Consider the following 25,480-nt stretch of genomic DNA (forward strand, 5'->3'; position numbering starts at 1 on the left):
CCCCTACAAGCCCAATGCGAAACTCGACTTTTTAATGAGGTTTACACTTTAAATAGTTTATGAGCATTGGCATAAACATGATAATCTGCGATAGTTAACCTCCTATGACACCCGCTTGGGTACGTTAATTCATTATTTAGCTTCTCAACTTCTTGTAATAAAGTGAACACCAAATGACAACAGATCTTGATTTGCAAAGCGCTATTGCCGCGCTCGATGAATATGGATATGAGAAAAAAGCCTCAACGGATCTTGAGCAAGCCCGTAATAAACAACAAATGGGGAAATATATCAAATCCCTAGACTACAGTTTACGTCGATTATTGATATTGCAAGAAACTGTTAACGAATTAGTAGAAGAAAAGAAACATCAGCTCGCACAACAAGAAAACATTCAAACCTATAAAACCAAAATCATCAACCTCTCTCGCGAATTAAACCTTTCCTACGAAGAAGTTTTAGCCATCATGACAGAGTCTAGCACTAAGAAATAACCCTCTTCGATAATCAGCACTTCTTACCCTTTGTCTGCGAACATCTCGATTCAGTACGGCATCTCAGGATTGTTGCTTGAGTGATTTTGGCGGTTTAAGGACGTTATGAAAAACCATTCATGACCAATGCATGATTTTAGTGAATGGCGTTTAGCGAATAGATATAAGGCGCTCAGTTAGCGCCTTATATCTGGATGATGGATTACTGCTCTAACATTAATTGGCGAATATATTTCACCGGCGCACTACCATAGCTTAAGAACTTCTCATGGAATGCTTTTAGGTCAAAATCCTTGCCTTTAAGTTGCTTATATTCTTCGCGGAAATCGTAAATTTCACGGTAACCCGAGTAGTAACTGGTCAGCTGCACTTGGCTTAGGGTGGCACGACGCCATTTTCCTTCCGCCTCAGCACGTTGCTGGAACGCTTCATCCATCATCAGACTAATGGCTTGTTCTTCAGTCATGCCTTTAACATGAATGCTGTAGTCTAAGATGGTGTTACAGATAACACGTAAATTCCACTTGTAATACATCAACCACATTTCAGGCTCGAAATTACCATAACCCTCTTCAAGCATCATGCGTTCGGTATAAACGGCCCAACCTTCGACCATAGCGCCATTACCAAATAAGCTTTTCACTAAGCTTGGTGACTCATTGGAATAAACTAATTGGGTGTAGTGTCCAGGAATCGCCTCATGGATATTTAAAATCTGTAATATCCAGTGGTTATATTCGCGTAAATAGCTTTCTGCGGATTCATCACTCATTCCATCGAGTGGCGTCACGTTATAATAGGTATTGCCTAATTTATCATAGGGGCCAGGCGCACTAATCGAAGCTCCCGCATAACCCCGCATATACTCAGGGGTTTCACGCACGACTAATGGTTTTTTAGGATCTAAGGTCACTAAGTCTTTTTGATTTACAAATTCAATCAACTCAGGAATTTGTTTACGTACTTCGCTCACAAAGTCATCACGCTTAACGTGCTCTGTCGATAATTTATCAATCAATTGGCGAATCGCGATTTTATTGTCGGCAGGTTTTGGCGTAGTGAAATATTTTGGCCACAGCTTGTCGGTGATCTTCGCCATTTCACCTTGCACTCTTTCTTTATCCGCCATGGCTTTTTGATAAAGCTGTTTTGCTGTCATACCCGCTTGAATATCAAAGGCAAACTTTTGCTCGTATAATTCTTCACCAATTCTAAAACTGCGAGCGCCGTCTTTTTTCAGTTGGCTGACCTGTGCATTTAACCAAGTAATATGTTCGTTAATCGCTTGCGTTGCCGTGTCGAAACGGGATTTAAACAGCGATTTTTCCGCATCTGACAGACCAGAATCCGCCACTTGCTTCAATAAATCATCGGAGAAGACCGAAAACGCACCTTGGTTTTGCATCACAGCCAATTCAGTGTGTTCTAGGGTTGGCTGCTGAATATTGCTGCGCGCCGCGGCGTAATAAGCAGGGATATTTTCCATTCTGGCCAATACGGAACGTAATCTGTCATCCAGTGGCGCAAAGTTTTCATTGATGATTTGTGCAAAACCGCCCGCCACGTTATAGCTCGAGGGATCCCATTGCCAAGATTTAAAGTCGGTGATTTCCCACGCCATGCTGTTTAGCAGGTTATCAATCAAGTGATAATCGATGGTTTCGTTAGAGCTCAGTGACTTAAGTTCAAACTGTTTCAGCTTTGCCTGCTGGGCTTTTACAAAGGCAAGCGACTTAACACGGCTCGCTTCATTGGGGATTTCTAAATAGCCATCATTAACATGTTTGCCGCTGTAGAGCGCCCAGGTTGGCGCTAATTGCCACAGATCATCGATAAAGGTCTGGCTAAATTGTGCAAAGGCGCTGGTCTTGACATCAGCACTGACCGCGCTTGATTTGGCGATATCGGCTGACGCTTGAGTTGATTGCGATTGGCAACCCGCAAGGCCTGTGAGCGATAACAAGATCGCAAGAGAGATGGCGGTTTTCTTCATTCTTTTTCGTCCTTTTTATATTTATGCGTTAATTCCAGTGCCTCGAGGCGACCGTAAGCGTCTAAAACTTAACTCATCAGACGCCAATAAAAGGACTTAAGTTAATCATATCAGCCGCCTAATTGCAGCTGTGTTGCAAGCGAATACATGCCCAGTTACAAATTTGTAAGCCCAAGCGTCGATAGTGCTCAACTATCAGACTGCATGAGATAATCCCCTATTTCACTATCGCTACTGCTATAATAGCGACCTGCTTCGCTGTTCGCCTCAGGCCTACAGTTTGCCAATAAATCATTTAGTTGAGACTCTCAATGCCATTCTCCCAACTTGGATTACACAGCGCGCTTGTCAAAGCGGTGACTGAACTGGGTTACACGAACCCCACGCCGATACAGACAAAGGCCATTCCCAGCATTTTAGCGGGCAAGAATGTGCTTGCCGCGGCGCAAACGGGCACAGGTAAAACCGCCAGTTTTGTGCTGCCGCTACTGCACAGATTCGCTGACGCGCCCAAGATCCGCCCTAAGCGCGTGCGAGCCATCATACTCACCCCCACACGTGAATTGGCGCTTCAGGTCGAAGAAAATATCAACCAATACGCCAAGTATTTACCCTTAACGGCCATGGCGATGTATGGTGGTGTCGACGCCGCGCCGCAAAAGAAACGGCTGATTGAAGGCGTCGATTTACTGGTGGCCACGCCAGGTCGTTTGCTCGACATGTATACCCAAAGGGCCATTCGTTTCGATGAGGTCTCAGTATTGGTGCTCGACGAAGCCGACCGCATGCTCGATATGGGCTTTATCGAAGATATTAATAGCATCATCGAAAAGCTGCCCGAGCAGCGACAAAACCTCTTATTTTCAGCCACCTTATCGAAACAGGTGAAAGCGCTGGCGAAATCCGCGATTCCGGACGCCATCGAGATTGAAATCAGCCGTAAGAGCGCAGCATCGACTCATATTGACCAATGGTTGACCACGGTCGATAAAGATAAAAAGTCGGCGCTGTTGAGCCATTTGATCCAAGAACAAAACTGGTCACAGGCATTAATTTTTATCCAAACCAAACACGGCGCTGCCAAATTGGTTAGCCAGTTAGAAAAGCGTGGCATTGTTGCAGAAGCTTTTCACAGTGGGCGTAGCCAAGCGGTGCGCGAACAACTGCTTATCGATTTTAAAGCGGGTAAAGTCTCCTTCTTGGTCGCTACGGGTGTGGCCTCACGCGGTATTGATATCGATGCCTTAGCGCGGGTGATTAACTACGACTTACCCGATGAAGCCGACGACTATATTCACCGCATTGGCCGTACCGGACGTGCGGGTAACCAAGGGGAAGCGATTTCCTTTGTTTCTAAGGATGATTTCAGAAACCTATGCGCCATCGAACGTCGCTTAGGTCATGTTATCGTGCGCAGGGAGATTGCTGGCTTTGAGCCGAAAAAAGTCGTGCCGATTTCTATACTCGATTTTGTGCCTAAATCCGCGTCTAAAACAGAGCGTAAGCCTAATAGCCCCGCCGAGACCAACCTACAATCTCGCCCCTATTCGAGTGGCAAACCGGGCACCTTTGAGGCGACACAAGCCAAGAAGCATCGCAGTGCCAAGGCGGCTCCAGCGCCTAAAGCCCAAAAAACAGGGACTGATAGTCGCTCAGATACTCACTCAGGTGCTCGCTCAAATAGCCGCCCTGCGAATCCACTGCAAGGTAATCCATGGCAAAACAGCATCAAGCCACAGGGCGATAGCGAACCCCATGCAAATCCTTGGCACAAAAGCACTAAGTGAATTAGCAGCTTATCAACGAATTAACTCAAAAGAGCAGAAGCAAATATGACGATTATTTTTACAACCAACCTAGGTGATATCAGTATCGAACTCGATATGGAGCGTGCGCCCGTTACCGCCAAAAACTTTATCCGCTACTGCCAGGAAGGTTTTTATGAGCACACTATTTTCCATCGAGTGGTCAAAGGCTTTATGATCCAAGGCGGTGGTTTTACCGCCAAAATGAAGGAAAAACCCACCCACGAGCCGATTGTTAACGAAGCCAATAAAGGCCTATCGAATGTGTTTGCCACAATTGCCATGGCCCGCACCGATGCACCGCACTCGGCAACCGCGCAGTTTTTTATCAATACGGCCAACAACGAGTTCCTCGACCACACTGCAACCACGAACAACGGTTGGGGTTATGCGGTATTTGGTAAAGTCACCGCAGGACTCGAGGTCTTGCTGCAAATTGAAGGCGTAAAAACCACCCGTGTTGCAGGCCATGAGGACGTGCCCCGTGAGCCGATTATTATCGAAAAAGTGACTATTATTGAAAAATAGTAATTACCGTTGAAAAATAGTCATTATCGTTGAATAAGTACTTTATCTAATCGATGAATACAGTGGCATTACTTAGCTGTGGTACAGCAATAACGCATCCATTCCTTCATAGATAAGACTTTGGTTTTAACCCCTAGATAGAAAAAGGAGCAATCAACCCAATGGTTAGTTGCTCCTTTTTGTTTATTCACATCTGATTGTTTATTAACGTCAGTTATTAGAGACAAAAGCTGCTGTAATAGCGTTAATCTAGATCTTTCAGCGGCCACAGCACGATATGATCTTCAATATCTTTCACCCTGCGCTCATCCACCACCTTGCCTTGAATCGACATACCCGCAAGGTGCATGGCCTCTTTAGAGCCCGTGAGTAATAGATGCCAGCTTGGCAAGTCTCGACCAGCGGCTAAACGACGATAGGCGCAGCTATCGGGTAACCACGTCAGTTCATGGACGTTTTGCGGAGTGATCACAGTACATTGGGGAACATGGCTGAAACGGTCACTATAATGCTTACAGCTGGCACTTTGATGATCGAGCAGTAGGCAAGCCGCATTGGTGTAATACAGCTCTTCGGTTTCATCATCGATCAACTTGTTTAAACAACACTTACCACAACCATCGCAGAGGGACTCCCACTCCTGCGACGTCAACTCGGTTAACGCTTTATTCTGCCAAAATGCCATGTTTACGCTTATCTTCATATAAAAAACCCGCTTAATGCGGGCCATTTTACACCAATTTACTGGGGAGTCTTAATTCTCTCCGATAAATGCACCACAGAGATGCCAAAATAATCGCCCTCGCCTAAATAATTCACCGCTTGCCAGTGCATTAAGGCGCGGTAATTGCCATAGACCAGATATTTTCGGCCCTTAACACCGTCGGGCATGATAAGCGAAGCATGAATATCCTCACGATTCGGTAAATCCGTATTATCGAACCGCCTGACACCGAGCTGTTGCCACTTGGCTAGGGTCTGTGATTGATTGAGTCCGATAAACTCGGTCTTAATATCCGCCGGTGCTTGAACCTGACGTCCCCAAGTATCTTCACCATTCCAGCCCTGCTGCTTAAGCAGATTCGCGGCAGAGGCAAACGCATCGGCCACATTATGCCAAATGTCTTTTTTACCATCACCGTCGCCATCTTGGCCGTAGGCTAAATATTCACTCGGTAGCAATTGGGTTTGCCCCATAAAGCCTTTGTCATTGCTTTTAAGATCATCAAACTTAAGTTGCTCTTTATCCATGATGGAAAGCGCAGCCATAAACTCCCGTTGGTAACGCGCCGTATCTTCGCCAGTAAAGGCTAACGACGCCATCACAGACAGTACAGGATAATCCCCCGACGCATCCCCAAAGTTAGACACTAAGCCCCAGAGCGCCACTAAAAACCGCGGCTGCACTTGATACTTGTCGGCAATATTGCTCAATAGCACTTCATGCTCGTTAAAGAGTACGCGCGCCGTATCCACCTTCCATTCCGGCACCACTTCTGGCAAATAGGTTTCAAGGGTTTTAGATTGGCTTGGCGCTGCGGCCACATTGGCTTTTTTAAAGCGTTTTATCTGCGGAAAAGCCGTATTGATCGTCGCTTGGCTAATGCCTTGGGCACTCGCCTCTTGCTTAAGCTTAAGGAGGTAATCGTTGAAGGAGGCGTCTTGCCCTAGCGCGCTATGGCTTATCAAGGGCAAGAAAATCAATGTACATGCTGCAACGCGTTGAAGGAGGGTCTTTGGCATATACCTTTGTCCGCAGTTTATGGGCTAGTCTTTAATCCCAAGGCTTTCTCTGTGTTCGGCCAATAAATTAACCTGCGGTGGCGGAATTTGTAAATAAAAACCCTTTTCCTCGAGCGCTGCTCTGACCTTTTGAATATCGGCGATACCGAGGGATTCACGCTTAGCGATGGGGAACACCATCACTAACTGAGGCACACCAAACATCTCCAACAACGCTTGGGGAACATCATCAAAACAGTCCCTTTTGTTCACAAATAAGTAAGTGTCAGCCTTTCGACTACTTTTATAAACCGCACATAGCATAAGAGTATAAATATCCAATAGTTCAAACTTGCCAGTCAATGGGGCACACTATAACATGGTCGCCTAGTAATTTAATTGTAAAATCAGCGAACCGACTGATGATTTCTGGAGAATAGTGCCGGGATGTCAAAACCTAGCTTAGAGTTAAAAGGCGCTTCTTTTACTCTTTCAGTGCTTCATATCAATAGCAGCGACTTAAATGCTGTCATGGCTGAATTAGATAGCAAATTGGCACAAGCCCCTCAATTTTTTCTGGGTGCCCCTTTAGTCGTCAATCTCAGCGCCATCCAAGATAATGATTTCAATTTACATGGCTTAAAAGAGTTATTACTTTCCCGCCAGCTCGTTATCGTGGGGATCACCGGGGCAACGACCGCCCTCAGCAATCAAGCCAAGACCCTAGGCCTTGCTATCGTCAAAGCGGGCAAACAAAGCGTGACGCCCCCGCCTGCACCGCGTCAAACGAAGGTTTTGAAGCAAAATATCCGCTCAGGCCAGCAGGTCTATGCAAAAAATGGTGATTTAATCATATTTGGTGCCGTAGGTAATGGCGCTGAAGTCATTGCCGATGGTAGCATTCATATCTATGGCGCATTACGGGGAAAAGCCATGGCGGGCGCGGCCGGCGACAGCAGCGCGGTAATCATCGCCCATTCCCTCGAGGCCGAATTAGTTTCAATAGCAGGGCAATATTGGCTCGCTGAAAATCTACAACAACATAGCTCAGATAAAAGCGGCTGCATTCGCTTAAATGGCGAGTCGCTTATCGTTGAATCATTGCCCCTCTAAATGGCATAAAGAAGGATAGAGAGAAACATGGCACAAATTATTGTTGTCACTTCAGGTAAAGGTGGTGTTGGTAAGACCACATCCAGTGCGGCGATTGCAACTGGACTTGCAATACAAGGGCATAAAACTGTTGTTATCGATTTCGATATAGGCTTACGTAACTTAGATTTGATCATGGGCTGCGAGCGCCGCGTTGTCTATGATTTTGTCAATGTGATCAACGGTGAAGCCAATTTAAATCAGGCACTGATTAAAGACAAACGCTGTGAAAAACTGTTTGTACTGCCTGCATCGCAAACCCGCGATAAAGATGCACTGACCAAAGAAGGCGTGGGTCGTGTACTCGATGATTTAGCCAAAGAATTTGATTTTATTATTTGTGACTCTCCTGCAGGGATTGAGCAAGGCGCAATGATGGCACTGTACTTTGCCGATATCGCTATTGTGACCACCAACCCTGAAGTGAGCTCGGTTCGTGACTCTGACCGTATTCTGGGCATGCTGCAAAGCAAGTCACGCCGCGCCGAACTGAATTTAGAGCCAATAAAAGAGTACTTACTGCTGACTCGTTATTCGCCGAGTCGGGTAAAATCGGGCGAAATGTTAAGTGTTGACGATGTAAAAGAAATCCTTGCCATTGAATTACTTGGTGTTATCCCTGAATCACAATCTGTACTCAAGGCCTCTAACTCGGGTGTGCCTGTGATTATCGATCAAGAGAGTGATGCAGGTGCGGCTTACAGTGATACGGTCGCGCGTTTACTGGGTGAAGATGTGCCAGTACGCTTCATTACGGAAGAGAAAAAAGGTTTCTTACAACGGATATTTGGTAGCTAATTATGTCTTTACTCGACTATTTCAAAAGCAAGAAAAAGCCTAGCACTGCGGTAATGGCAAAAGAGCGACTACAAATTATTGTGGCCCATCAACGTGGACAACGGGATACACCCGATTATTTTCCACAGATGAAACAAGAAATTATCGCCGTTATCCGCAAATATGTGCATATTTCTGATGATCAAGTTTCTGTGCAGTTAGATCAGAACGACGATAACCTGTCGGTACTCGAACTTAACGTCACATTGCCTGACAGATAAGTCGAGCGTTGGCGTCATCCTCATCGCGGGGATGACGCTTTCTGCTGCGCTTTTGTAGAGTCTTAGGCGAAATAAGCTAAGCCTTGATATACGCGATAAAGGTCTTAACAACACGCCAAGACCTCTATGTTACTGCAGATTATGTATTAATCAGCCCTAAAATTAGACGTCAAGCTTTGCCAACGATTCGGCGGCGATTTGTCCACGCCAGCCACTTAAGACTGTCGGTAACTCACCCTGCTGTTTATCCCAACGCCATTGTAAATACTCATGAATATGACGTTTCGAGCCCAGCATCTCCATCGGGATGGCATGCTGCTCGCACAGTTCAGATAAGCAGGTTTTAATGTTTTTAAAGGCCGATTTATAACCTGGTTTTAGCGCTAAGACATCCACTAATTCTGGTGGATTGCTTAAATCCGCAGTCTGCATCACCCGTAAAATATCTTTACCGTGAATGCGTTTCTCTTGCTCGGTCAAATCGTTCAATTTGAGCAAATCGCCCATGCTCTTTGGCTGCTTTTTCGCTAGCGCGATCAGGCCGTGATCCTTAATCACAAAGCCCAAGGCTAAATCCCGCGCTAAGGCTTTTTCTAAACGCCACTTAGCCAATACTTTAAGATAAGCCAATTGATGCTCGGTGAGCTGAAAAGCGTTTTTGACTCTCAGGTACGCAGTATCCATATCTGGCGTTGCTAAGCGCCCTTCTGTCATCCGTTCACCTTCTTCATACAACCAGCCTAAGCGATCTTGTGCCTTAAGCTTGTCGGCGAGTTGCGGATAGAGTTGATACAGATACAACACATCGTTGGCGGCGTAGCTCAGCTGCGCCTCAGTCAAAGGACGGCGCATCCAGTCGGTGCGCGACTCACCTTTATCAATCACTTCACCTAAGCAGGTTTCCACTAACTTGGCATAACCTAGGCCATGGCCCATGCCACATAAAGAGGCTGCGATTTGGCTATCGAACAAAGGCGTAGGTTGACGCTGACCATAGTGGGCGAAGACTTCTAAGTCCTCGCTGCACGAATGCACCAGTTTGATGATGTTGGGATTATCCAGCAAAGACCAAAATGCACTGAGATCTGGCAGCGCAACCGGGTCAATTAAGGCTAAGGTTTTGCCATCATAGGCTTGAATGAGGCCAAGCTTAGCGTAATAGGTACGTGTGCGCACAAACTCGGTATCTAACACGAGCAGCGGACTCTGTTGATATTGAGCGACGAGGGCATTGAGGCTCGCTTCGTCGCTCACATACTGAAACACTGACAAATTCTTCTCCAGTTCCTGTGGGTTAAGCACCGTCCATAAAAACAAAAGCCGGCTCATTGCCGGCTTCAATCTTACGCGCGCTTCACTTCGTCTCGAAGTTCTCGTCGCAAGATCTTACCCACGTTGGTTTTAGGTAACTCGTCCCTAAATTCTACCAGCTTCGGTACTTTATATCCCGTTAAATGCGCGCGGCAATGCTTAATGATGTCGTCAGCGGTTAAAGATTTATCTTTTGCAACCACAAACACCTTCACTAATTCACCACTGGCGTCATTTGGTACGCCAACGGCGGCCACTTCAATCACTTTAGGATGTAACGCGACCACTTCTTCAACTTCATTGGGGAAGACGTTGAAGCCCGACACTAAAATCATGTCTTTCTTACGATCGACAATATAGAAGAAACCTTGTTCATCCATATTGCCGATATCACCAGTGGCAAGCCAGCCATCTTTATCGATCACTTTGGCCGTTTCCTCTGGACGCTGCCAGTAGCCTTTCATGATCTGCGGACCTTTACCAAACAGCTCCCCAGTCTCACCCTGCGGCAACACATTACCCGCATCATCACGCACTTGAATTAAGGTTGATGGCGCAGGGAAACCGATAGAACCGTTGTAACCGTCTAAATTATAGGGGCAGCAAGTGAGTAGCGGCGACGCTTCGGTTAAACCATAACCTTCGAGTAAACGGGTTTTTGTGATGCTTTGCCATTTATCGGCTACGGCTTTTTGTACCGCCATCCCGCCACCAATGGATAATTTTAGGCGAGAAAAATCCAGTTCCGCAAAATCGCTACTGTTCACTAACGCATTAAACAGGGTGTTGACACCTGTCAGCGCCGTAAAAGGATATTTTTTCAGTTCGGCCACAAAGCCTGGAATATCCCGAGGATTGGTGATTAACAGATTTTGACTGCCCTTATGTAAGAACAGTAAGCAGTTCACTGTTAAGGCAAAAATATGGTAAAGCGGCAAGGCTGTTACCACAAATTCGTTGCCATCACGCAGTGCAGGTGAATAGGCACCATTGGCCTGTAAAACGTTTGCGACCACGTTTCTGTGGGTCAACATGGCGCCCTTTGACACCCCTGTCGTTCCACCTGTGTATTGCAAAAAGGCTAAGTCATCACCCGTGATAACGGGTTTGACATACTGCATTCTGCGCCCTCTTGAGAGGGTTTCGCGCATTGAAAGTGCATGGGGTAAATCGTATTTAGGCACCAGTTTTTTGATGTACTTGACCACAAAGTTAACTAAGGTGCGTTTTGGCGCGCTCAGCAGATCCCCAAGCCCGGTGATAATCACGCTTTTAACTGGCGTCTGGTCGACAACCTCTTCCAAGGTACGGGCAAAGTTTGATACGACAACAATGGCCTTAGCGCCAGAGTCGACTAATTGGTGCTTTAATTCGCGGGGAGTGTAAAGCGGGTTAACGTTCACCACCACCATGCCCGCACGTAAAATACCAAACAGCGCAATGGGATATTGCAGCAGGTTCGGCATCATCAGGGCGACACGGTCACCCTTTTGTAGCTTTAATTCATTTTGCAGATAAGCGGCAAACGCACGGCTGCGTTCTTCAAGTTTACGGTAAGTTAGCGTGGCACCCATGTTGATAAATGCCGGTTGATCTGCATATTTGGCCACCGCCGTCTCGAACATATCGACGAGCGATGAATACTGATCCGCATTAATCTCAGCAGGTACATCTTTTGGCAAATGATTAATCCAAGGCTGATCCACTACTTTCTCCTAAATCCCCACAACTGCGGACACGGTATCCCTACTACCGTCAATACTCGACAAATACCGAGTTAAAATACCGACTTACATTTTATTGTTATTGATTGACCCGCATAAATCATACGGGCGTTTTAATTTTGATCATCATCACATAAAAAAAACAAAAAACCTAGCGTCTTTTTTATGTAAGCAAAAGCGATTATTCGACAAACTGCTGGATCAAGTGCGCGACCCCTTTGGCGTTATCCATGTGCACATGATGGTCGCCCTCGAGCATATGTTCAGACAAGTGTGTGAACCATTTCCTCGCCTTAGGCAGCGCCGCCTGCAACTGGCTAAAACCCTGTTTACCGCAGATTAATAAGGTCGAGACCGAAATATGCTGCATCAATGCATCGACCTGCTCAAAGGTCAGCCGCATGGGCGAGTCGAGCCTTAATCTTGGATCACTGCGCCACGCAACACCATCGGTGGTAGGTTGCATATTGCGCTCGAGTAACAATCGGCACCAAGGCTCGGCCAGCCCCGTTAAGTGCACTCTGGCTTTTACTGCGGTGTCCATGTTGTCGTAGACTTTTAGCTGTTTATGCTTTTGCGCTAAAAACTTCTCGTGCTGATAAAAACTCTTTCGCAGCCGCGTTTTCGCTTGAGTCGCCGACTCAAACAATGGGCTTAACGCCTCAATCAAAATCAGTTTGTTGACCTTTTCAGGAAAGGTTGCGGTGTATGCCGAGGCAATAATGCCCCCTAACGAATGCCCTATGATGGCCAACGGCTTTTGCGGCAACATCGCCAGTAACGCATCGAGATCGTATAAATAGTCAATCCAATGCAATGGATAATGTCCCGGCCGATGCGCTGAAAAGCCATGACCGGGCCAATCTATGGCAAGTATCTGATAATGAGGCAAATACTCAGCGATAGGCTCAAAGCTGTTCGCATTGTCTAACCAGCCATGCAACGCGAGCAATAACGGCTTATCTTTCGCTCCCCACAATCGACCACTCAGCTTGATATGGGGTAACACAAACTCGACTTGATTTTTGGGGGCGAAAGATTGCCACATATTGCCTCTAATGTCAGGTGATTAGCGCGATTTTTTGATAAATTTGAGCGTCATGCGATCGCTCTCACCAATTGCTTGGTATTTTTCCTTATCGGTATCGCCCAAGGCAAACGAAGGTGGCAGCGTCCAGACGCCCTTGGCGTAGTCCTTAGTGTCTTTCGGATTGGCGTTGATTTCTGAGCTTTCGGCTAAGGTAAAACCCACTTTTTTGGCCAGCGCGATCATCTCGTCTTGGTCCATGTAGCCCGTGCTCATATTCATGCCTTTATTGGCTCTATGTTCGACCACGCCAAACACGCCGCCATCTTTCAGCACTTTATAGGAGGCGGCAAACACGTTTTCGAGCTGATCGCTTGAGGCCCAGTTATGTAAGTTACGGAAGGTTAATACCAAGTCCGCACTGCCATCAGCGCCTAAATTCATCTTGGCCGGAGGGTCGAGAACCACCATTTTTGCATTACCAAATAAAGCTTTATTGGCCGTCATCCAAGTATCGAATTTCACGCCCGCATTGGCGCGATAGCGATTACCCGGAGTGTCCGTGCTGGGGGTAGTTTCGAAACTGGCGGCAATATACTGCCCCTTAGGCGCAAGGTAAGGGGCAAGAATTTCAGTGTACCAGCCATTGCCGGGCCAGAGTTCAATGACGGTTTGCGTCGGGGTGATACCAAAAAATGTGAGGGTTTCTGCGGGATGACGATAAATATCGCGGCTGGCGTTTTTCGCTTGGCGAAATTCGCTCTTAATGGCCTTATCCAAGCCTTCATCGGCATAGGCCATACCTGAACATAAACCAGCAATCAGCATACTGGCGACGAGTGTGACTTTTTTCATAATAATTCTCCTTGGATACCGAAGACTTAAGCTAGCAGTCTATATAAAAAAATCCAAGAATTAGCCGCACAAGTTGACTATTTAGGCTGTAAATATTTGTGAAGTCATAGCGGCATGATGCCGCCATAGATTAGCGAGAGATGGCTGAGTCCACCCGGCGCCACGCCATAAACAAGGCGCAGATACTGCAAAATAGCCAAATGGCGACCCAAATCCATGCCGGGATCCATGAACGCTCGGCCAACAGTACCGCATCGCCCTGCCCTTCGAGCCCGAGCAACACCGTCGGGCTTGCCAGCGCATTGAGCATGATCATCAGGCCAATAATGCGTAAAAATTGCGTGAGGAGTTTATTTTTGCTGAGTTTTAGCGGCAGTAATAACACTATCGTCAGCACTGCTAAAATGGCTAAAGTCAGTAAATCTCGCCCCCACAGCAGGCCACTTAACACCACTAAACCGCCTAAAAACGCAAAGCTTAGGCGAATGCCCTTAGGCCACGTTGCTAGCAGATAAATAAGGTATCCCCAACAGGCTGCGCCAAAATAGCCCGCAAATCCAATCACCAGTGGCGAGCCACCTTGGCTAAAGCAAAACCCTGCACCATTGGGAAAGAGTTGTATATGACTCACTATGCCGCCACTGAGCACTGTCGCTATCCCATGGGACAACTCGTGGAAATAGCTCTCTAACCACTTAAAAGGCACGCTCAGATAAGGAATGCGCGTCAATATGAGTGCCAGCATCAGTTCGATGATAAACAAACCGCGGCTAGGAAGACCGCCAGTTAGACGAGGAGTAAAACGGGATTGAGAAGACACGGGCGCACTATCAGGCATAAATATCCACGCCGACCATCTGCTGAATTTCTTCACGTTTGGCAGCATGTTGCGTTTGTAGGTATTGGGCAATAGCCCCTTGATGACCTCGGGTGCTTTGTTCGTATTCGAGCTGGGCACCGAGTCTGGATTGTAGGTTTTGTGATGAACCATCCGCGTTATCATCAAAGGCTAAGGCAGAAACCGCATCGAGCTCAATCACAGGGCGCGGCGCTTCCGTGGGCGACATTCCCTGTATGACTGCGGGGCGATTACTCGCAACCGCTTGTGTCAAACTCGTTTGAAGCGAATTTACCTGCATCGAAATGCCCAGTTTATATCCTATAAGCCTAGTTAACCTTGTTAGGCGGTTGTGACGAGTGCCTAACTAGGAATTAATGTCTGCATCGAGAATCCATGCAGACAGTTTGATTCTAACGTATCATAGGCGAGAATGAACAGTTTATTCACGTCCCGGTAACTTTTTCCATGTCACAGTATCACGTAGGTACACAGGTTCGAGTTCATCGACACTGGTGGTTAATCCCGCTTTGATACCCGCTTCGGCTAACGCTAACATGGCACGGGCATCGGGATACTTCACCGCCGCTAAGGAGGTCATGCCGCTGCCTAACGCTAATAACTCGGGATAGGCATCAAACCCAGTGCCACAGCCGACAATGGCTTTATTAAGATCGAATGCTAGTTCAACCTGCTCTGGCGCACTCACTACCTCTTTACCGACTAAGGTGGCAATGCCATCGACGGCAACGAATTGACCCCAGTACACTTCTCCCATGCGCGCATCGATACAACAGAGCACTTGCTCGGCAGAGTGCTCAGCAATCGCCATTTGTGCCATGGCCGCTAAGGTGGAAATGCCGATAACGGGTAAGTCTAACCCTAGGGCTAAACCTTGTGTCATGCTGGTGCAAATACGGATCCCCGTAAAACTGCCTGGCCCACGGCCGTAAGCAATGGCATCCAGTTTATCTAAGCCGACATTGGCTTGTTTTAATACACCTTCCACCATAGGCAATAAACGCTGACTATGCTCCCGAGGCGCATCGGCTAACTCAGCAAAAACCTGTCCTTGATAATACAGGGCAGCCGAACAAGCTTCGGTACAAGTGTCGAGGGCGAGAATACAAACAGAGTCTTGGGGTGTTGTCATATAAAAACCGCGCTGTGGGTATAGTTGGACAGACGAAAAGTGACTTATTAGGTCCTGCACTATACCAAGTGTAAATTGGCGCAAATGATAACATCAAATAATCGAAAGCAAAGGCTTAAAAGCGGCGGCTAATAGATCGATTAGCTTAGCGCTGGGTTTGTGATCGCCATCACTAACTCAAAAACCTCTTAGGCCTTTGTCCAAATATTGGGAAACTTTTCCTCCATTTTGGGTCTGAGCAAACAGTGCTGAAGCTTTTGTCTCACGTCACTTAGCACCTCTATGCAACTGCAAAACACCAGCTAAGCAGGTCCTAAGCATCGTTTTTACTCTCTCCCACTTACACGAAGCTTCGCGTGATGCTTTCACACCGTTAATAAGGAAATTCAATGAGCAGTACACAAGAAAATACCCTTAAACCCCTTCGCCGTTTAAGACGCCTGCGCCGCACCAAAGCCATGCGTGACCTAGTGCGTGAAACCCAGATTTCCCTAAGCGACTTAGTTCACCCGCTCTTCATTGAGGAGCACATCACACAAGCCGTGCCCATTTCAACCTTACCGGGGATCAGCCGTCTGCCCGAGAGTGCGCTTGCCGATGAAATTCAAAGGCTTTACGCCCTAGGCATCCGTTATGTGATGCCCTTTGGAATTTCCCACACCAAAGATGCACAGGGCAGCGACACTTGGGATGACAATGGCTTACTCGCACGGATGATCCGTACTATCAAAACCGCCGCGCCAGAGATGATGGTGATCCCCGATATTTGTTTTTGCGAATATACCGACCACGGACACTGCGGCGTATTGCACCATGACGAAGTCTGTAACGATCAAACCGTGGCTAACTTAGTTAAACAATCCATTACCGCCGCCAAAGCCGGAGCCGATATGCTGGCACCATCGGCCATGATGGACGGCCAAATTAAAGCCATTCGCCAAGGGCTGGATGAAGCAGGCTTTGAGCACATTGCCATTTTGGCCCATGCAGCCAAGTTCGCCTCTTCCTTCTATGGGCCTTTTAGGGCCGCGGTGGATTGTGAACTTAGCGGAAACCGTAAAGGCTACCAGCTCGATTACGCCAATGGTCGCCAAGCCTTGCTCGAAGCACTGCTCGATGAAGAGGAAGGCGCGGATATTTTGATGGTCAAACCCGGCACGCCCTATTTGGATGTGTTAAGTCGACTAAGACAGGAAACCCACCTGCCCTTAGCGGCTTATCAGGTTGGCGGCGAATATGCCGGCATTAAGTTTGCCGCTCTGGCTGGCGCCCTCGATGAGCGCGCCGTCGTCACCGAAACCTTTATCGGATTAAAGCGTGCGGGCGCCGATTTAATTGTCAGCTATTACGCGAAACAATATGCCGAGTGGTTAGCGCAATCCCGCTAATGCGCTGAGTATTCTGCCTATCAGCCAAGCATTAACGAAAACGCCACCCTCTCGGTGGCGTTTTTATCCATCAATTTGCCCGCACATTAAGCCTATGCTTGTAGCTCGGCAAATAGGGCTCTTACCTTTTCAACCTTTGGCCGCACCACAATCTGGCAATAGGGCTGCTCTCCATGCAGGGCGAAGTAATCATTGTGGTAATCCTCAGCGGGATAAAAAGACTCAAAGGCCACCACTTGGGTGACGATAGGCGCATCAAATACCCTTGCCTCGGTTAACTTTGCAATCATGGCGTTAGTCTCTTCAATCTGAGCCGCATCATGGGCAAAGACGACTGAGCGGTACTGCGGCCCTTTATCGTTGCCTTGGCGATTAAGCGTGGTCGGATCGTGACTCTCAAATAACACCTGCAGCAGCGTTGTAAAGCTGATTTGCGCGGGGTCAAACTCGATGTGCACCACTTCAGCATGCCCAGTTAATCCCGAACACACCGACTTATAATCGGCATCGCTCGCCTCGCCGCCCGAGTAACCGGATCTGACATTCAGCACGCCCTTCAAACTCTTAAAAATCGCTTCAACACACCAAAAACAGCCCGCACCAAAGGTCGCAAAGGCCGTTTTATGCGTCGATGCAGCCGCCTCATCGGCCACTTGAAACACCATGGAGACAGAATTAACGCAGTGACGAATATTCTTCGGCGTTAAATATTCCCCTTCAAACACATGGCCAAGATGACCGCCACACTGGCTACAAACGATTTCGGTACGACGACCATCGGCGTCAACATGACGACTCACCGCCCCCGGAATTTCATCATCGAAGGCTGGCCAACCACAGTGGGCATTAAACTTATCTTCAGAGCGATACAAAGGCGCATGGCATTTTTTGCACAAATACACGCCTTTGGCGTCATGTTTATAATACTCACCGCTAAAGGGACGTTCAGTGCCCTTTTCTTCTATGACATAGCGTTCAAAATCAGTCAGTTTGTTCATAAAAGTCTCCTTTAGCTCCTAAAGTGTTCGCCTGCATAAGACCGTTTATTCCTCAGGTTTATTCCGCCTCGGCCTGAATTGGCTTTTTGGCATAGTAGCCGCTTTAGTCGATAAAATCCTGTTGATTGAGCCATTGCTTAAATAACTGGAGGAAAATTCAGCAATAATCTCAGTCCATCGTCTTGAGTGTTTGCACCAAACAGAGTGCAAAGCTACACTTGCTGCGGGTCAATTCTCTACCCAAATGCTTTCTATTTTGGCCGCTTTGCACTAGGGCTTAGCGCACCATACCGATAATGAGATAAGTGGCAATGACTCCTTACCTTTATCCTTAGAAAGTGTTTGGTTAACAACCATATATAACAAGTAGAAACAATATGAAATTAGAAACCATTGATTATCGCGCAGCCGATAGCGCCAAACGCTTTGTCGAATCCCTACGTGAAACGGGCTTTGGTGTGCTCTCTAACCACCCTATCGATAAAGAGCTGGTCGAAAGTATTTACGCTGAGTGGCAAGCCTTTTTCAATTCTGACGCTAAGAACGAGTTTATGTTCAATCGTGAAACCCACGATGGCTTCTTCCCCGCGTCGATTTCTGAAACCGCAAAAGGCCACACGGTTAAAGACATCAAAGAGTATTACCACGTGTACCCATGGGGTCGTATTCCAGATTCTTTGCGTACCAATATTCTGGCCTACTATGAAAAAGCCAATGCGCTGGCCTCTGAACTGTTAGAGTGGATTGAAACCTACTCGCCAGACGAGGTTAAAGCCAAATTCTCTATCCCGCTGCCAGAAATGATTGCCGACAGCCACAAAACCCTGCTGCGCATTCTGCATTACCCACCGATGACGGGCGATGAGGAAATGGGCGCAATCCGCGCTGCCGCCCACGAAGATATTAACCTTATCACTGTACTGCCCGCGGCCAACGAACCAGGGCTGCAAGTCAAAGCCAAAGACGGCTCTTGGTTAGATGTGCCAAGCGATTTTGGCAACATTATCATCAACATTGGTGATATGTTGCAGGAAGCCTCGGGCGGATACTTCCCATCAACCTCACACCGCGTGATTAACCCAGAAGGCACGGATAAGACTAAGTCGCGTATTTCTCTGCCCTTATTCTTACACCCGAATCCTTCGGTCGTGCTGTCTGAGCGTTACACCGCCGACAGCTACTTAATGGAAAGATTGCGCGAACTGGGCGTACTTTAACTCAGCCCCAAGCAATAGATGCTCAAATTCGCATCAAGATTAAGCAATTAAGCGCCTTCGGGCGCTTTTTTTATGACATTCGCCGCCTTCAAGGTAGAATAAGCGTCTTTAGGTCATTCAGAACAAGGCGCTATCATGGCAATTCAATGGTATCCGGGGCACATGCACAAGGCACGCAAAGAGATCGAAGAGGCTATGCCTCAAGTCGATCTGGTGATTGAGGTGCTGGACGCCCGTATTCCCTACAGTAGTGAAAACCCCATGGTGTCAAAGCTTCGCGGCGACAAACCTTGTATCAAGCTACTGAATAAATCTGACTTAGCCGATCCTGACATCACCGCCCAATGGATTGAATACCTTGAGCGTGAACAAGGGGTAAAAGCGACTGCGATTACCACACTGCAACCGGGTATGTTGAAAATGCTGCCGGATCTTTGCCGTAAGTTAGTGCCGAGTCGCGATAAGACCCAAAAGGACATTCGTACTATGATCATGGGGATCCCTAACGTGGGAAAGTCCACTATTATCAACACCTTAGCCGGTCGAGTTATCGCCAAAACCGGTAACGAACCCGCCGTCACTAAAAGCCAGCAACGTATTAACCTACGCAACGGCATTGTGCTCTCGGACACGCCAGGGATTTTATGGCCTAAAGTCGATAACGAAGCCAGTAGCTATCGCCTCGCCGTCACGGGTGCCATTAAAGATACCGCCATGGAATACGAAGATGTGGCATTGTTTGCCGCAGGTTATTTCTTAAAGGCGTACCCGAAGGAAATTTGCGAGCGTTATAACATCAGCGAGTTACCTCAGGATGATATGGCGCTACTCGAAGAAATCGGCCGTAAACGCGGTGCCCTGCGTCCCGGTGGTCGCATCGATTTACATAAAGCTTCGGAAGTCGTGTTACACGACTATCGCTCTGGTCGAATTGGCCTATTATCCCTAGAAACTCCAGCGATGGCCGAAATCGAGAAAGCCGAAGTGGAACGCATTCTGGCTGAAAAAGCTGCCGAGAAAGCCGCTAAGCTAGAAGCGGAAAAACTGAAACGCTCAGGTAAACGACATAACGTTTAAGCGCTGTTTTTAATCATTTTAGCCCGTTAATAGCGGGCTAAGGTCACTCATTAAAGTGATGATTTAGATTAAAAGTGATGATTTAGATTAAAAGTGATGATTTAGATTAAAAGTCATTATTTATATTAATAATTATCGCACAGCAGAATGTATTCACAGCCCTCAGTTTGATGTATCAGCCAGCGCCATCTCAGCGCTGGCTTTTTATTTGCTCCCACGTATTCATGGTTGGCTGAACAATCTCACTCAATCTACAGCAAAATTAACTGCGACGTAGGCATTCATCGATTCGCGACAATATAAGCCTTAAGCGATTTATGCTTAGGGGCGATTCCATCAGTACAAACCAGAAGCACTATTGGCTTCGAACACTGGGGCTTGGCCCGCCGCTATCATGTTGTAACTCAACATAAATGGTACTCCCCCCTCCGAGGCCATAATATTATCCATCCAGCCAATCGGATTATTGAACAAGGAGTTATCCTGATTTAATACCCCAATGGCGCCGTTGGCTTCATCAAAGTCCCAAACAACTGAGCCCCAGTGCCAGTTGAGCCCTCTCACATATTGCCAGCCAAGCAAGGTACCGAGTGCGTACAGTACATCATCATCCATCATTCGTTGATTTGCCCGATAGTCACGCGTCAATTCCGTAATGGCAGCAACTATCTCCTGCGGCGGAGTCGTCTCCGTCAAACTGAGTAATGCGAGTCCTTTTTCGGCTAAGTGTTCGAGTTCTTTGTGTATTTCCTCAGATATTGCATTAATTTCGGCCATAATACCTCCCTTAGAATGGGCCAAATGTCCATGGCAAGATACGGATAAACCCCGTTGGTGCCCATACCACCTAGGGATGAAATACTAAAAGTGGAAATAGTTGGGATAAAAAATTAAAACATCTCCCGATACAGCGACATCTATCCGCAGCCGATTTATCCGTCTGACATCACGCATGTTGTTAATTGCGCCTCTCCAACAAACTCGGTAGAACCATAAAGCGCAGCCTTAATCCGAACAAAAGCCCTTGGATTAACGTGTTCCACGTTAGGAAACTTGCCTGCGATTGAGTGCCTTTATTGTGCAACTTACGTTAGGCCGCGGTTATCTTCTGACTCAGTGAACTTTTGATTAATGCTATAACCCTCACACTTTAATAATGAAATAAACTCAAATTCTTCATAAAGTTGAACTAATATGTAACATGCATAATGGCAGGAATGGGAGTCAACACAGGGAAAGCGAATGCCTCAAACATTAAATAAGGTGTCGGCTATCCTGTCGCGATGAAGTAGTTACCCTCCTAACCAACACTGTAACATTAGGGATCTGCCGTTCTGTATTCATGCAGGTGATTCAAGTTATCGGCTTATAACTCGTTGAGGTAACAACGGAATCGAAAACAACGAATTAATCGCGGTTGAAAATCGTATCGTCACTAAGTTTTTGGACATGTTCATTAAATTTGGCATGCTCCTCGCGCTAGCATCCTTCTGCTATACCATCTTCTCCCCATTTTTAAATATCATGCTCTGGGCCGTGATCCTCGCGGTTGTGATTTACCCCTTTCACCAGCGAATTGCTAAGCGGCTCAATGATAAACAAGGCCGCGCCGCCACTCTGTTGATTGTTTTAGGATTAATGCTACTGGTGTTACCAACTATTATGATGGTCAGTTCCATGACCGATAATATGGGCAGCCTAGTAGAAAGTGTTAATCAAAACACCCTTGAAGTCCCTGCACCAAAGGAAAGCATTGCCAATATTCCCTTTGTTGGAGCAAAAATTTATGACGTTTGGCAGAAAGCATCGACCGATTTGCCCTCGTTAGTCAAAAGTTTACAACCGCACTTAGGCGAAGTAACAAAGCAAGTCATTCATGCATTGGCAAGCATCAGTGGCAGTCTGTTGATGAGTATGTTTTCCTTCATCATCGCTGGCATCATGATGGCGTATGGCCGCGCCGGTGAACAAAGTTCGACTCGTATTGCCACTCGAATAGCAGGCCCTGAACGCGGCGCAAAATTGGTCAATATCTGCTCTTCTACCATTCGTGCAGTGGCGCTTGGAGTTATAGGTGTAGCCTTTATTCAGGCATTGCTGATCGGTATTGTTATGACCCTTGCGGGTATCCCTTTGGTGGGTATCTTCTTTATCTTGGTCTTGGTATTAGGGATTGCACAAGTTCCCGCGCTATTAGTGACTCTTCCAGCGATAGCTTATATCTGGATGACTGGCGACAACGGCACGGTAGGCAGCATTATCTATACAGTGTTGCTGATTCTTGCGGGTGCGGTGGATAACGTGCTCAAACCTATTTTCCTAGGTCGAGGAGTCGATGCCCCAATGCCTGTGGTACTGATAGGCGCGTTAGGCGGCATGGCCACCAGCGGTATTCTGGGAATGTTTATTGGCGCCACACTCTTATCGATCGGCTACCGTATCTTTATGGCATGGGTGGATGAAGGTCTCGAAGAGCCGTTGAGAGAGCAAGATGACAATTGACCATTTCATTCCCCGCTTAATCTTGGGCGGGGTTTGCGCTCTGCTCGGCGGTTGTACTGTGCTTGGCCCTGACTATCAACGGCCCGACGTGCCAGAAATCCAAACATGGCAAAGCGCCAGTTCGAAGCTGTTTAGCACGGTTCCTGCTGCTAGCGATTATCGGCAATGGTGGTCCAAGCTTAACGATCCCGTGCTCAGCCGTTTGATTGACGAAGCCTTGCTGAAAAATCCGGATGTGCGGATCGCAGGCTTGCGGATACTCGAAGCGCAAGCACAGCTTGGTATCGCCGAAAGCCTGCGTAATCCCCAATTAACCCAAGCCACGGCCCAGTGGCTCGGTGCGGGCCAAACCCAAAGCGGCAACAGCACCTCGGGCAGCAGTTACGGCGCGGCATTTAATCTGGGCTGGGAACTCGATTTTTGGGGTAAATTTCAGCGCAGTATCGAGTCTGCCGATGCCAATTACTTTGCCACTATCGCCCAATACGATGATGTGCAAGTGTTGATGATTGCTCAAGTGGCGCAGCTGTATGTCACCATTCGCACCTTGGAGGCTAGGCTGCAAATTGCCCATGAGAATGCGCAAATCCAAAAACGCAGTTTAGAAATCACCCAGCACCAGTTTCACAGCGGCAATACGGCTGAGCTCGATGTGCAACAAGCCAAAACCCAGTACTTGAGCACGCTGTCAACCATTCCAACCTTAGAGACGAATCTGCGCCAAAGCCAAAATGCCCTTAGTACTCTGCTGGCCAGAGCGCCCGGCCCCTTAGCCGAAATGGCAAGCAATACCGGCGTGATCCCAGAAGGGCAATTAACCTTAGTCACTGAGATGCCTGCCGATTTATTACGTCGGCGCCCTGATGTACGCACCGCCGAGCGCCAGCTTGCGACCCAATCAGGGCAGATTGGCATTGCCGAGAGCGATTTGTATCCCTCTATCACTTTGGCTGGGACTCTGGGATTAAATGCCACGGGCAGCGGCCACAGTATTTTCTCTTGGGGTATGGGGCCATCGATTAGCTGGAATATCCTCGACAGCGGTCGGTTGAGCAATCAAATCCTAGTGCAAGATGCACGCTTTGAGCAATTACACGAAGTCTACCGTGAAACCGTGTTCAAAGCGGCGCGTGAAGTCGATGATGCCGCCATTGCCTACGCCAACAGCGCGACGGAAATCACCTTACTGACACAAACTGGTGAAGCCGCGAGTCGCTCACTTGAGATAGCCAACACTCAATACCGTGAAGGCATGGCAGATTTCCAACGGGTACTCGACTCTCAACGCGCCCTCTTCAGCCAACAAGAACGTCTGGTTAACAGTCGTGGCGCCCATATCGGCAACCTCATCACCCTCTACAAAGCCTTGGGAGGCGGATGGGAGCAAGGCCGACAACGCCCACTCGTGAGCCCCGAGGTAGATAAAAAGCTTCGCGCCCGTGATGAATGGGTGCCGCTATTGGATGCGAACCCGCCCCAAGCCGGCACAGCACCAACTCCCCAGCCACCAACGACTACTCAAAAGGGAATTGTGAATGACTGACAGTACACCCACACCAGGAAAGGCCAGCAAATATGCCACGCTTGGCCTGCTGGCACTCATCGTTATCTTACTGTTCTGGTATCTGTTGGCCGACAGAATGACGCCCTATAGCTCACAGGCAAGGGTTCAAGCCTTTGTCGTGCCGATAGCCGCCGAAGTCACGGGGCAGATTTTGAAGGTCTATGTACAGGATAATCAGGATGTGACTGAGGGCTCTCCCCTATTCGATATCGACCCTGAGCCCTATGATATTGCGCTCGCCAAAGCCAAGTCTGATTATGAAACCATGCTCAATAGCGTCAAAGCTAATAACGAGGGCGTAAAAGCGGCCGAGGCGAAACTACAAGCCATGCGGGCGTCTTACAGTAATTCGGTAAAAGATGCCGAACGGCAAGAGCGCCTCTATCGCCAAGACCCAGGCGCCATTTCAGTGCGTCGACTCGAAATTGCTCAGGCATCACGGGAAACCGCCAGCAGCCAAGTCACCGCCGCCGAAGCCGATGTTAGACGCGCCATTGAGGCTGCTGGCGTAAATGGTGAAAATAACTCACAGCTATTAAGCGCCCGTTCGGCAGTGAATAAAGCCGAGCGCGACAGACAAAATACCCATGTTGTTGCTCCTAGCCGTGGGGTTATCACGGATTTACATACTGATGTAGGGCAATTTATCAATGCGGGCGCCCCGGCGATGACCCTCATCGCCATTCACGATGTGTGGATTTCGGCAGATCTCACTGAAAACAACCTCGGCAATATTCAAGTAGGTGACCGCGTCGCTATCTTACTCGACAGCATGCCAGGGCGGCTCTTTAGCGGACAAATACGCAGTGTCGGCTACGGGGTGGACGATGGTAAAAAACAGGCAGTTGGGTCACTCCCCACCGTCAGCAATAATCGCGATTGGTTAAGACAGGCGCAGCGCTTTCCAGTCAAAGTGTCGTTCTCTGCGGATGATATGCCACCCGCGGCCAACTTACGGGTGGGTGGTCAGGCGGATATCTTAGTGTATACCGAAGAACACAGCCTGATGAACCCGCTCGGCGCCCTCTATATTCGGATCATGAGTCTCTTCTCATACCTGTATTGAGGCCAGAC

General features: G+C 47.8%; 25 protein-coding genes. 12 read left to right on the forward strand and 13 right to left on the reverse strand.

Going from position 1 to position 25,480, the window contains the following annotated elements:
* Positions 1 to 173 precede the first annotated feature (173 nt).
* Positions 174 to 494 (forward strand): hypothetical protein, encoded by a 321-nt coding sequence (locus N7386_RS12420; protein ID WP_279768768.1) that lies wholly within the window; start codon positions 174 to 176, stop codon positions 492 to 494.
* 202 nt (positions 495 to 696) lie between these two features.
* Here the strand turns inward: N7386_RS12420 and N7386_RS12425 are convergent, their stop codons facing one another.
* Positions 697 to 2,487, reverse strand: a complete 1,791-nt coding sequence (locus N7386_RS12425; protein ID WP_279768769.1) for a DUF885 domain-containing protein — start codon at positions 2,485 to 2,487, stop codon at positions 697 to 699.
* 311 nt (positions 2,488 to 2,798) lie between these two features.
* Between N7386_RS12425 and N7386_RS12430 the strand changes: the two genes are divergently transcribed.
* Positions 2,799 to 4,274 carry a DEAD/DEAH box helicase gene (locus N7386_RS12430; RefSeq protein WP_279768770.1) on the forward strand — a complete coding sequence of 492 codons (1,476 nt, stop codon included), beginning with the start codon at positions 2,799 to 2,801 and terminating at the stop codon, positions 4,272 to 4,274.
* 45 nt (positions 4,275 to 4,319) lie between these two features.
* Positions 4,320 to 4,820 carry a peptidylprolyl isomerase gene (locus N7386_RS12435; RefSeq protein WP_011717308.1) on the forward strand — a complete coding sequence of 167 codons (501 nt, stop codon included), beginning with the start codon at positions 4,320 to 4,322 and terminating at the stop codon, positions 4,818 to 4,820.
* A 244-nt stretch (positions 4,821 to 5,064) separates the two neighbouring features.
* Here the strand turns inward: N7386_RS12435 and N7386_RS12440 are convergent, their stop codons facing one another.
* From N7386_RS12440 to N7386_RS12450, 3 genes are read right to left on the reverse strand one after another with little or no spacing between them, the layout of a single operon-like run.
* Positions 5,065 to 5,505, reverse strand: a complete 441-nt coding sequence (locus tag N7386_RS12440; RefSeq protein ID WP_041413056.1) for a YcgN family cysteine cluster protein — start codon at positions 5,503 to 5,505, stop codon at positions 5,065 to 5,067.
* 56 nt (positions 5,506 to 5,561) lie between these two features.
* Positions 5,562 to 6,563, reverse strand: a complete 1,002-nt coding sequence (locus N7386_RS12445) for a lytic murein transglycosylase (RefSeq protein WP_011717310.1) — start codon at positions 6,561 to 6,563, stop codon at positions 5,562 to 5,564.
* Between the two features lie 24 nt (positions 6,564 to 6,587).
* Positions 6,588 to 6,866: a YcgL domain-containing protein gene (locus N7386_RS12450; protein ID WP_011717311.1), complete on the reverse strand. Its 279-nt coding sequence runs from the start codon at positions 6,864 to 6,866 to the stop codon at positions 6,588 to 6,590.
* Between the two features lie 123 nt (positions 6,867 to 6,989).
* On the opposite strand from N7386_RS12450, the gene minC reads away from it, so the two are divergent.
* From minC to minE, 3 genes are read left to right on the forward strand one after another with little or no spacing between them, the layout of a single operon-like run.
* Complete coding sequence (gene minC / locus N7386_RS12455) at positions 6,990 to 7,655, forward strand: septum site-determining protein MinC (protein WP_011717312.1); 666 nt, start codon at positions 6,990 to 6,992, stop codon at positions 7,653 to 7,655.
* A gap of 27 nt (positions 7,656 to 7,682) precedes the next feature.
* Complete coding sequence (minD, locus tag N7386_RS12460; protein ID WP_011717313.1) at positions 7,683 to 8,492, forward strand: septum site-determining protein MinD; 810 nt, start codon at positions 7,683 to 7,685, stop codon at positions 8,490 to 8,492.
* Between the two features lie 2 nt (positions 8,493 to 8,494).
* Positions 8,495 to 8,752: a cell division topological specificity factor MinE gene (minE, locus tag N7386_RS12465; RefSeq protein ID WP_011622938.1), complete on the forward strand. Its 258-nt coding sequence runs from the start codon at positions 8,495 to 8,497 to the stop codon at positions 8,750 to 8,752.
* A 162-nt stretch (positions 8,753 to 8,914) separates the two neighbouring features.
* On the opposite strand, the gene rnd is transcribed toward minE, so the two are convergent.
* The 7 genes from rnd to tsaB form a co-directional block, all read right to left on the reverse strand.
* Positions 8,915 to 10,024, reverse strand: coding sequence for a ribonuclease D (rnd, locus tag N7386_RS12470; RefSeq protein ID WP_041413058.1), 1,110 nt, complete (start codon positions 10,022 to 10,024; stop codon positions 8,915 to 8,917).
* Positions 10,025 to 10,095: 71 nt separating this feature from the next.
* Complete coding sequence (gene fadD, locus N7386_RS12475) at positions 10,096 to 11,769, reverse strand: long-chain-fatty-acid--CoA ligase FadD (protein ID WP_086904114.1); 1,674 nt, start codon at positions 11,767 to 11,769, stop codon at positions 10,096 to 10,098.
* 199 nt (positions 11,770 to 11,968) lie between these two features.
* The gene (locus tag N7386_RS12480) at positions 11,969 to 12,835 is read right to left on the reverse strand and encodes an alpha/beta hydrolase (RefSeq protein WP_279768771.1); all 867 of its coding nucleotides are present in this window, start codon (positions 12,833 to 12,835) and stop codon (positions 11,969 to 11,971) included.
* A 21-nt stretch (positions 12,836 to 12,856) separates the two neighbouring features.
* Positions 12,857 to 13,669, reverse strand: a complete 813-nt coding sequence (locus tag N7386_RS12485) for a class I SAM-dependent methyltransferase (protein ID WP_011717317.1) — start codon at positions 13,667 to 13,669, stop codon at positions 12,857 to 12,859.
* A gap of 130 nt (positions 13,670 to 13,799) precedes the next feature.
* Positions 13,800 to 14,507 (reverse strand): M50 family metallopeptidase, encoded by a 708-nt coding sequence (locus N7386_RS12490; RefSeq protein WP_089067654.1) that lies wholly within the window; start codon positions 14,505 to 14,507, stop codon positions 13,800 to 13,802.
* Positions 14,500 to 14,808, reverse strand: coding sequence for a hypothetical protein (locus N7386_RS12495; protein WP_126513206.1), 309 nt, complete (start codon positions 14,806 to 14,808; stop codon positions 14,500 to 14,502). Before N7386_RS12495 ends, N7386_RS12490 begins: the two co-directional genes overlap by 8 nt.
* Before the next feature lie 141 nt (positions 14,809 to 14,949).
* Entirely contained in the window at positions 14,950 to 15,660 is a 711-nt protein-coding gene (gene tsaB / locus N7386_RS12500) for a tRNA (adenosine(37)-N6)-threonylcarbamoyltransferase complex dimerization subunit type 1 TsaB (protein WP_279768772.1), read from the reverse strand.
* 389 nt (positions 15,661 to 16,049) lie between these two features.
* Here tsaB and hemB point away from each other — a divergent pair, with 389 nt between their 5' ends.
* A complete protein-coding gene (gene hemB, locus N7386_RS12505; protein WP_279768774.1) occupies positions 16,050 to 17,048 on the forward strand; it encodes a porphobilinogen synthase in 999 nt (332 codons plus the stop codon).
* Positions 17,049 to 17,140: 92 nt separating this feature from the next.
* Here hemB and N7386_RS12510 read toward each other — a convergent pair whose 3' ends face one another.
* Positions 17,141 to 18,046 carry a bifunctional methionine sulfoxide reductase B/A protein gene (locus N7386_RS12510; RefSeq protein WP_279768776.1) on the reverse strand — a complete coding sequence of 302 codons (906 nt, stop codon included), beginning with the start codon at positions 18,044 to 18,046 and terminating at the stop codon, positions 17,141 to 17,143.
* A 377-nt stretch (positions 18,047 to 18,423) separates the two neighbouring features.
* Here N7386_RS12510 and N7386_RS12515 point away from each other — a divergent pair, with 377 nt between their 5' ends.
* A complete protein-coding gene (locus N7386_RS12515) occupies positions 18,424 to 19,263 on the forward strand; it encodes a 2OG-Fe(II) oxygenase family protein (RefSeq protein ID WP_011622948.1) in 840 nt (279 codons plus the stop codon).
* A gap of 135 nt (positions 19,264 to 19,398) precedes the next feature.
* Positions 19,399 to 20,340 (forward strand): ribosome biogenesis GTPase YlqF, encoded by a 942-nt coding sequence (gene ylqF, locus N7386_RS12520; protein WP_279768780.1) that lies wholly within the window; start codon positions 19,399 to 19,401, stop codon positions 20,338 to 20,340.
* 336 nt (positions 20,341 to 20,676) lie between these two features.
* Here the strand turns inward: ylqF and N7386_RS12525 are convergent, their stop codons facing one another.
* Positions 20,677 to 21,117: a hypothetical protein gene (locus N7386_RS12525; RefSeq protein ID WP_086904106.1), complete on the reverse strand. Its 441-nt coding sequence runs from the start codon at positions 21,115 to 21,117 to the stop codon at positions 20,677 to 20,679.
* 672 nt (positions 21,118 to 21,789) lie between these two features.
* Here N7386_RS12525 and N7386_RS12530 point away from each other — a divergent pair.
* Genes N7386_RS12530 through N7386_RS12540 form a run of 3 tightly spaced genes read left to right on the forward strand, consistent with a single transcriptional unit; the run spans position 21,790 to position 25,472 of the window.
* Positions 21,790 to 22,842, forward strand: a complete 1,053-nt coding sequence (locus tag N7386_RS12530; protein ID WP_256657287.1) for an AI-2E family transporter — start codon at positions 21,790 to 21,792, stop codon at positions 22,840 to 22,842.
* Positions 22,832 to 24,385, forward strand: coding sequence for an efflux transporter outer membrane subunit (locus tag N7386_RS12535; RefSeq protein ID WP_086904104.1), 1,554 nt, complete (start codon positions 22,832 to 22,834; stop codon positions 24,383 to 24,385). Before N7386_RS12530 ends, N7386_RS12535 begins: the two co-directional genes overlap by 11 nt.
* The gene (locus N7386_RS12540) at positions 24,378 to 25,472 is read left to right on the forward strand and encodes an HlyD family secretion protein (protein WP_086904103.1); all 1,095 of its coding nucleotides are present in this window, start codon (positions 24,378 to 24,380) and stop codon (positions 25,470 to 25,472) included. The genes N7386_RS12535 and N7386_RS12540 overlap by 8 nt, the downstream gene beginning before the upstream one ends.
* Positions 25,473 to 25,480 lie beyond the last annotated feature (8 nt).

Origin of the sequence: Shewanella sp. GD04112, from assembly GCF_029835735.1 — a bacterium.
In the GTDB taxonomy this organism is placed as follows: domain Bacteria; phylum Pseudomonadota; class Gammaproteobacteria; order Enterobacterales; family Shewanellaceae; genus Shewanella.

Excerpts from the sequence above, each read along its gene's own strand:
- N7386_RS12420 (WP_279768768.1), top strand. The coding sequence starts at position 174 with ATGACAACAGATCTTGATTTGCAAAGCGCTATTGCCGCGCTCGATGAA.
- N7386_RS12425 (WP_279768769.1), bottom strand. The coding sequence starts at position 2,487 with ATGAAGAAAACCGCCATCTCTCTTGCGATCTTGTTATCGCTCACAGGC.
- N7386_RS12430 (WP_279768770.1), top strand. The coding sequence starts at position 2,799 with ATGCCATTCTCCCAACTTGGATTACACAGCGCGCTTGTCAAAGCGGTG.
- N7386_RS12435 (WP_011717308.1), top strand. The coding sequence starts at position 4,320 with ATGACGATTATTTTTACAACCAACCTAGGTGATATCAGTATCGAACTC.
- N7386_RS12440 (WP_041413056.1), bottom strand. The coding sequence starts at position 5,505 with ATGGCATTTTGGCAGAATAAAGCGTTAACCGAGTTGACGTCGCAGGAG.
- N7386_RS12445 (WP_011717310.1), bottom strand. The coding sequence starts at position 6,563 with ATGCCAAAGACCCTCCTTCAACGCGTTGCAGCATGTACATTGATTTTC.
- N7386_RS12450 (WP_011717311.1), bottom strand. The coding sequence starts at position 6,866 with ATGCTATGTGCGGTTTATAAAAGTAGTCGAAAGGCTGACACTTACTTA.
- minC (WP_011717312.1), top strand. The coding sequence starts at position 6,990 with ATGTCAAAACCTAGCTTAGAGTTAAAAGGCGCTTCTTTTACTCTTTCA.
- minD (WP_011717313.1), top strand. The coding sequence starts at position 7,683 with ATGGCACAAATTATTGTTGTCACTTCAGGTAAAGGTGGTGTTGGTAAG.
- minE (WP_011622938.1), top strand. The coding sequence starts at position 8,495 with ATGTCTTTACTCGACTATTTCAAAAGCAAGAAAAAGCCTAGCACTGCG.
- N7386_RS12480 (WP_279768771.1), bottom strand. The coding sequence starts at position 12,835 with ATGTGGCAATCTTTCGCCCCCAAAAATCAAGTCGAGTTTGTGTTACCC.
- N7386_RS12485 (WP_011717317.1), bottom strand. The coding sequence starts at position 13,669 with ATGAAAAAAGTCACACTCGTCGCCAGTATGCTGATTGCTGGTTTATGT.
- N7386_RS12490 (WP_089067654.1), bottom strand. The coding sequence starts at position 14,507 with ATGCCTGATAGTGCGCCCGTGTCTTCTCAATCCCGTTTTACTCCTCGT.
- N7386_RS12495 (WP_126513206.1), bottom strand. The coding sequence starts at position 14,808 with ATGCAGGTAAATTCGCTTCAAACGAGTTTGACACAAGCGGTTGCGAGT.
- tsaB (WP_279768772.1), bottom strand. The coding sequence starts at position 15,660 with ATGACAACACCCCAAGACTCTGTTTGTATTCTCGCCCTCGACACTTGT.
- hemB (WP_279768774.1), top strand. The coding sequence starts at position 16,050 with ATGAGCAGTACACAAGAAAATACCCTTAAACCCCTTCGCCGTTTAAGA.
- N7386_RS12510 (WP_279768776.1), bottom strand. The coding sequence starts at position 18,046 with ATGAACAAACTGACTGATTTTGAACGCTATGTCATAGAAGAAAAGGGC.
- N7386_RS12515 (WP_011622948.1), top strand. The coding sequence starts at position 18,424 with ATGAAATTAGAAACCATTGATTATCGCGCAGCCGATAGCGCCAAACGC.
- ylqF (WP_279768780.1), top strand. The coding sequence starts at position 19,399 with ATGGCAATTCAATGGTATCCGGGGCACATGCACAAGGCACGCAAAGAG.
- N7386_RS12525 (WP_086904106.1), bottom strand. The coding sequence starts at position 21,117 with ATGGCCGAAATTAATGCAATATCTGAGGAAATACACAAAGAACTCGAA.
- N7386_RS12530 (WP_256657287.1), top strand. The coding sequence starts at position 21,790 with ATGTTCATTAAATTTGGCATGCTCCTCGCGCTAGCATCCTTCTGCTAT.
- N7386_RS12535 (WP_086904104.1), top strand. The coding sequence starts at position 22,832 with ATGACAATTGACCATTTCATTCCCCGCTTAATCTTGGGCGGGGTTTGC.
- N7386_RS12540 (WP_086904103.1), top strand. The coding sequence starts at position 24,378 with ATGACTGACAGTACACCCACACCAGGAAAGGCCAGCAAATATGCCACG.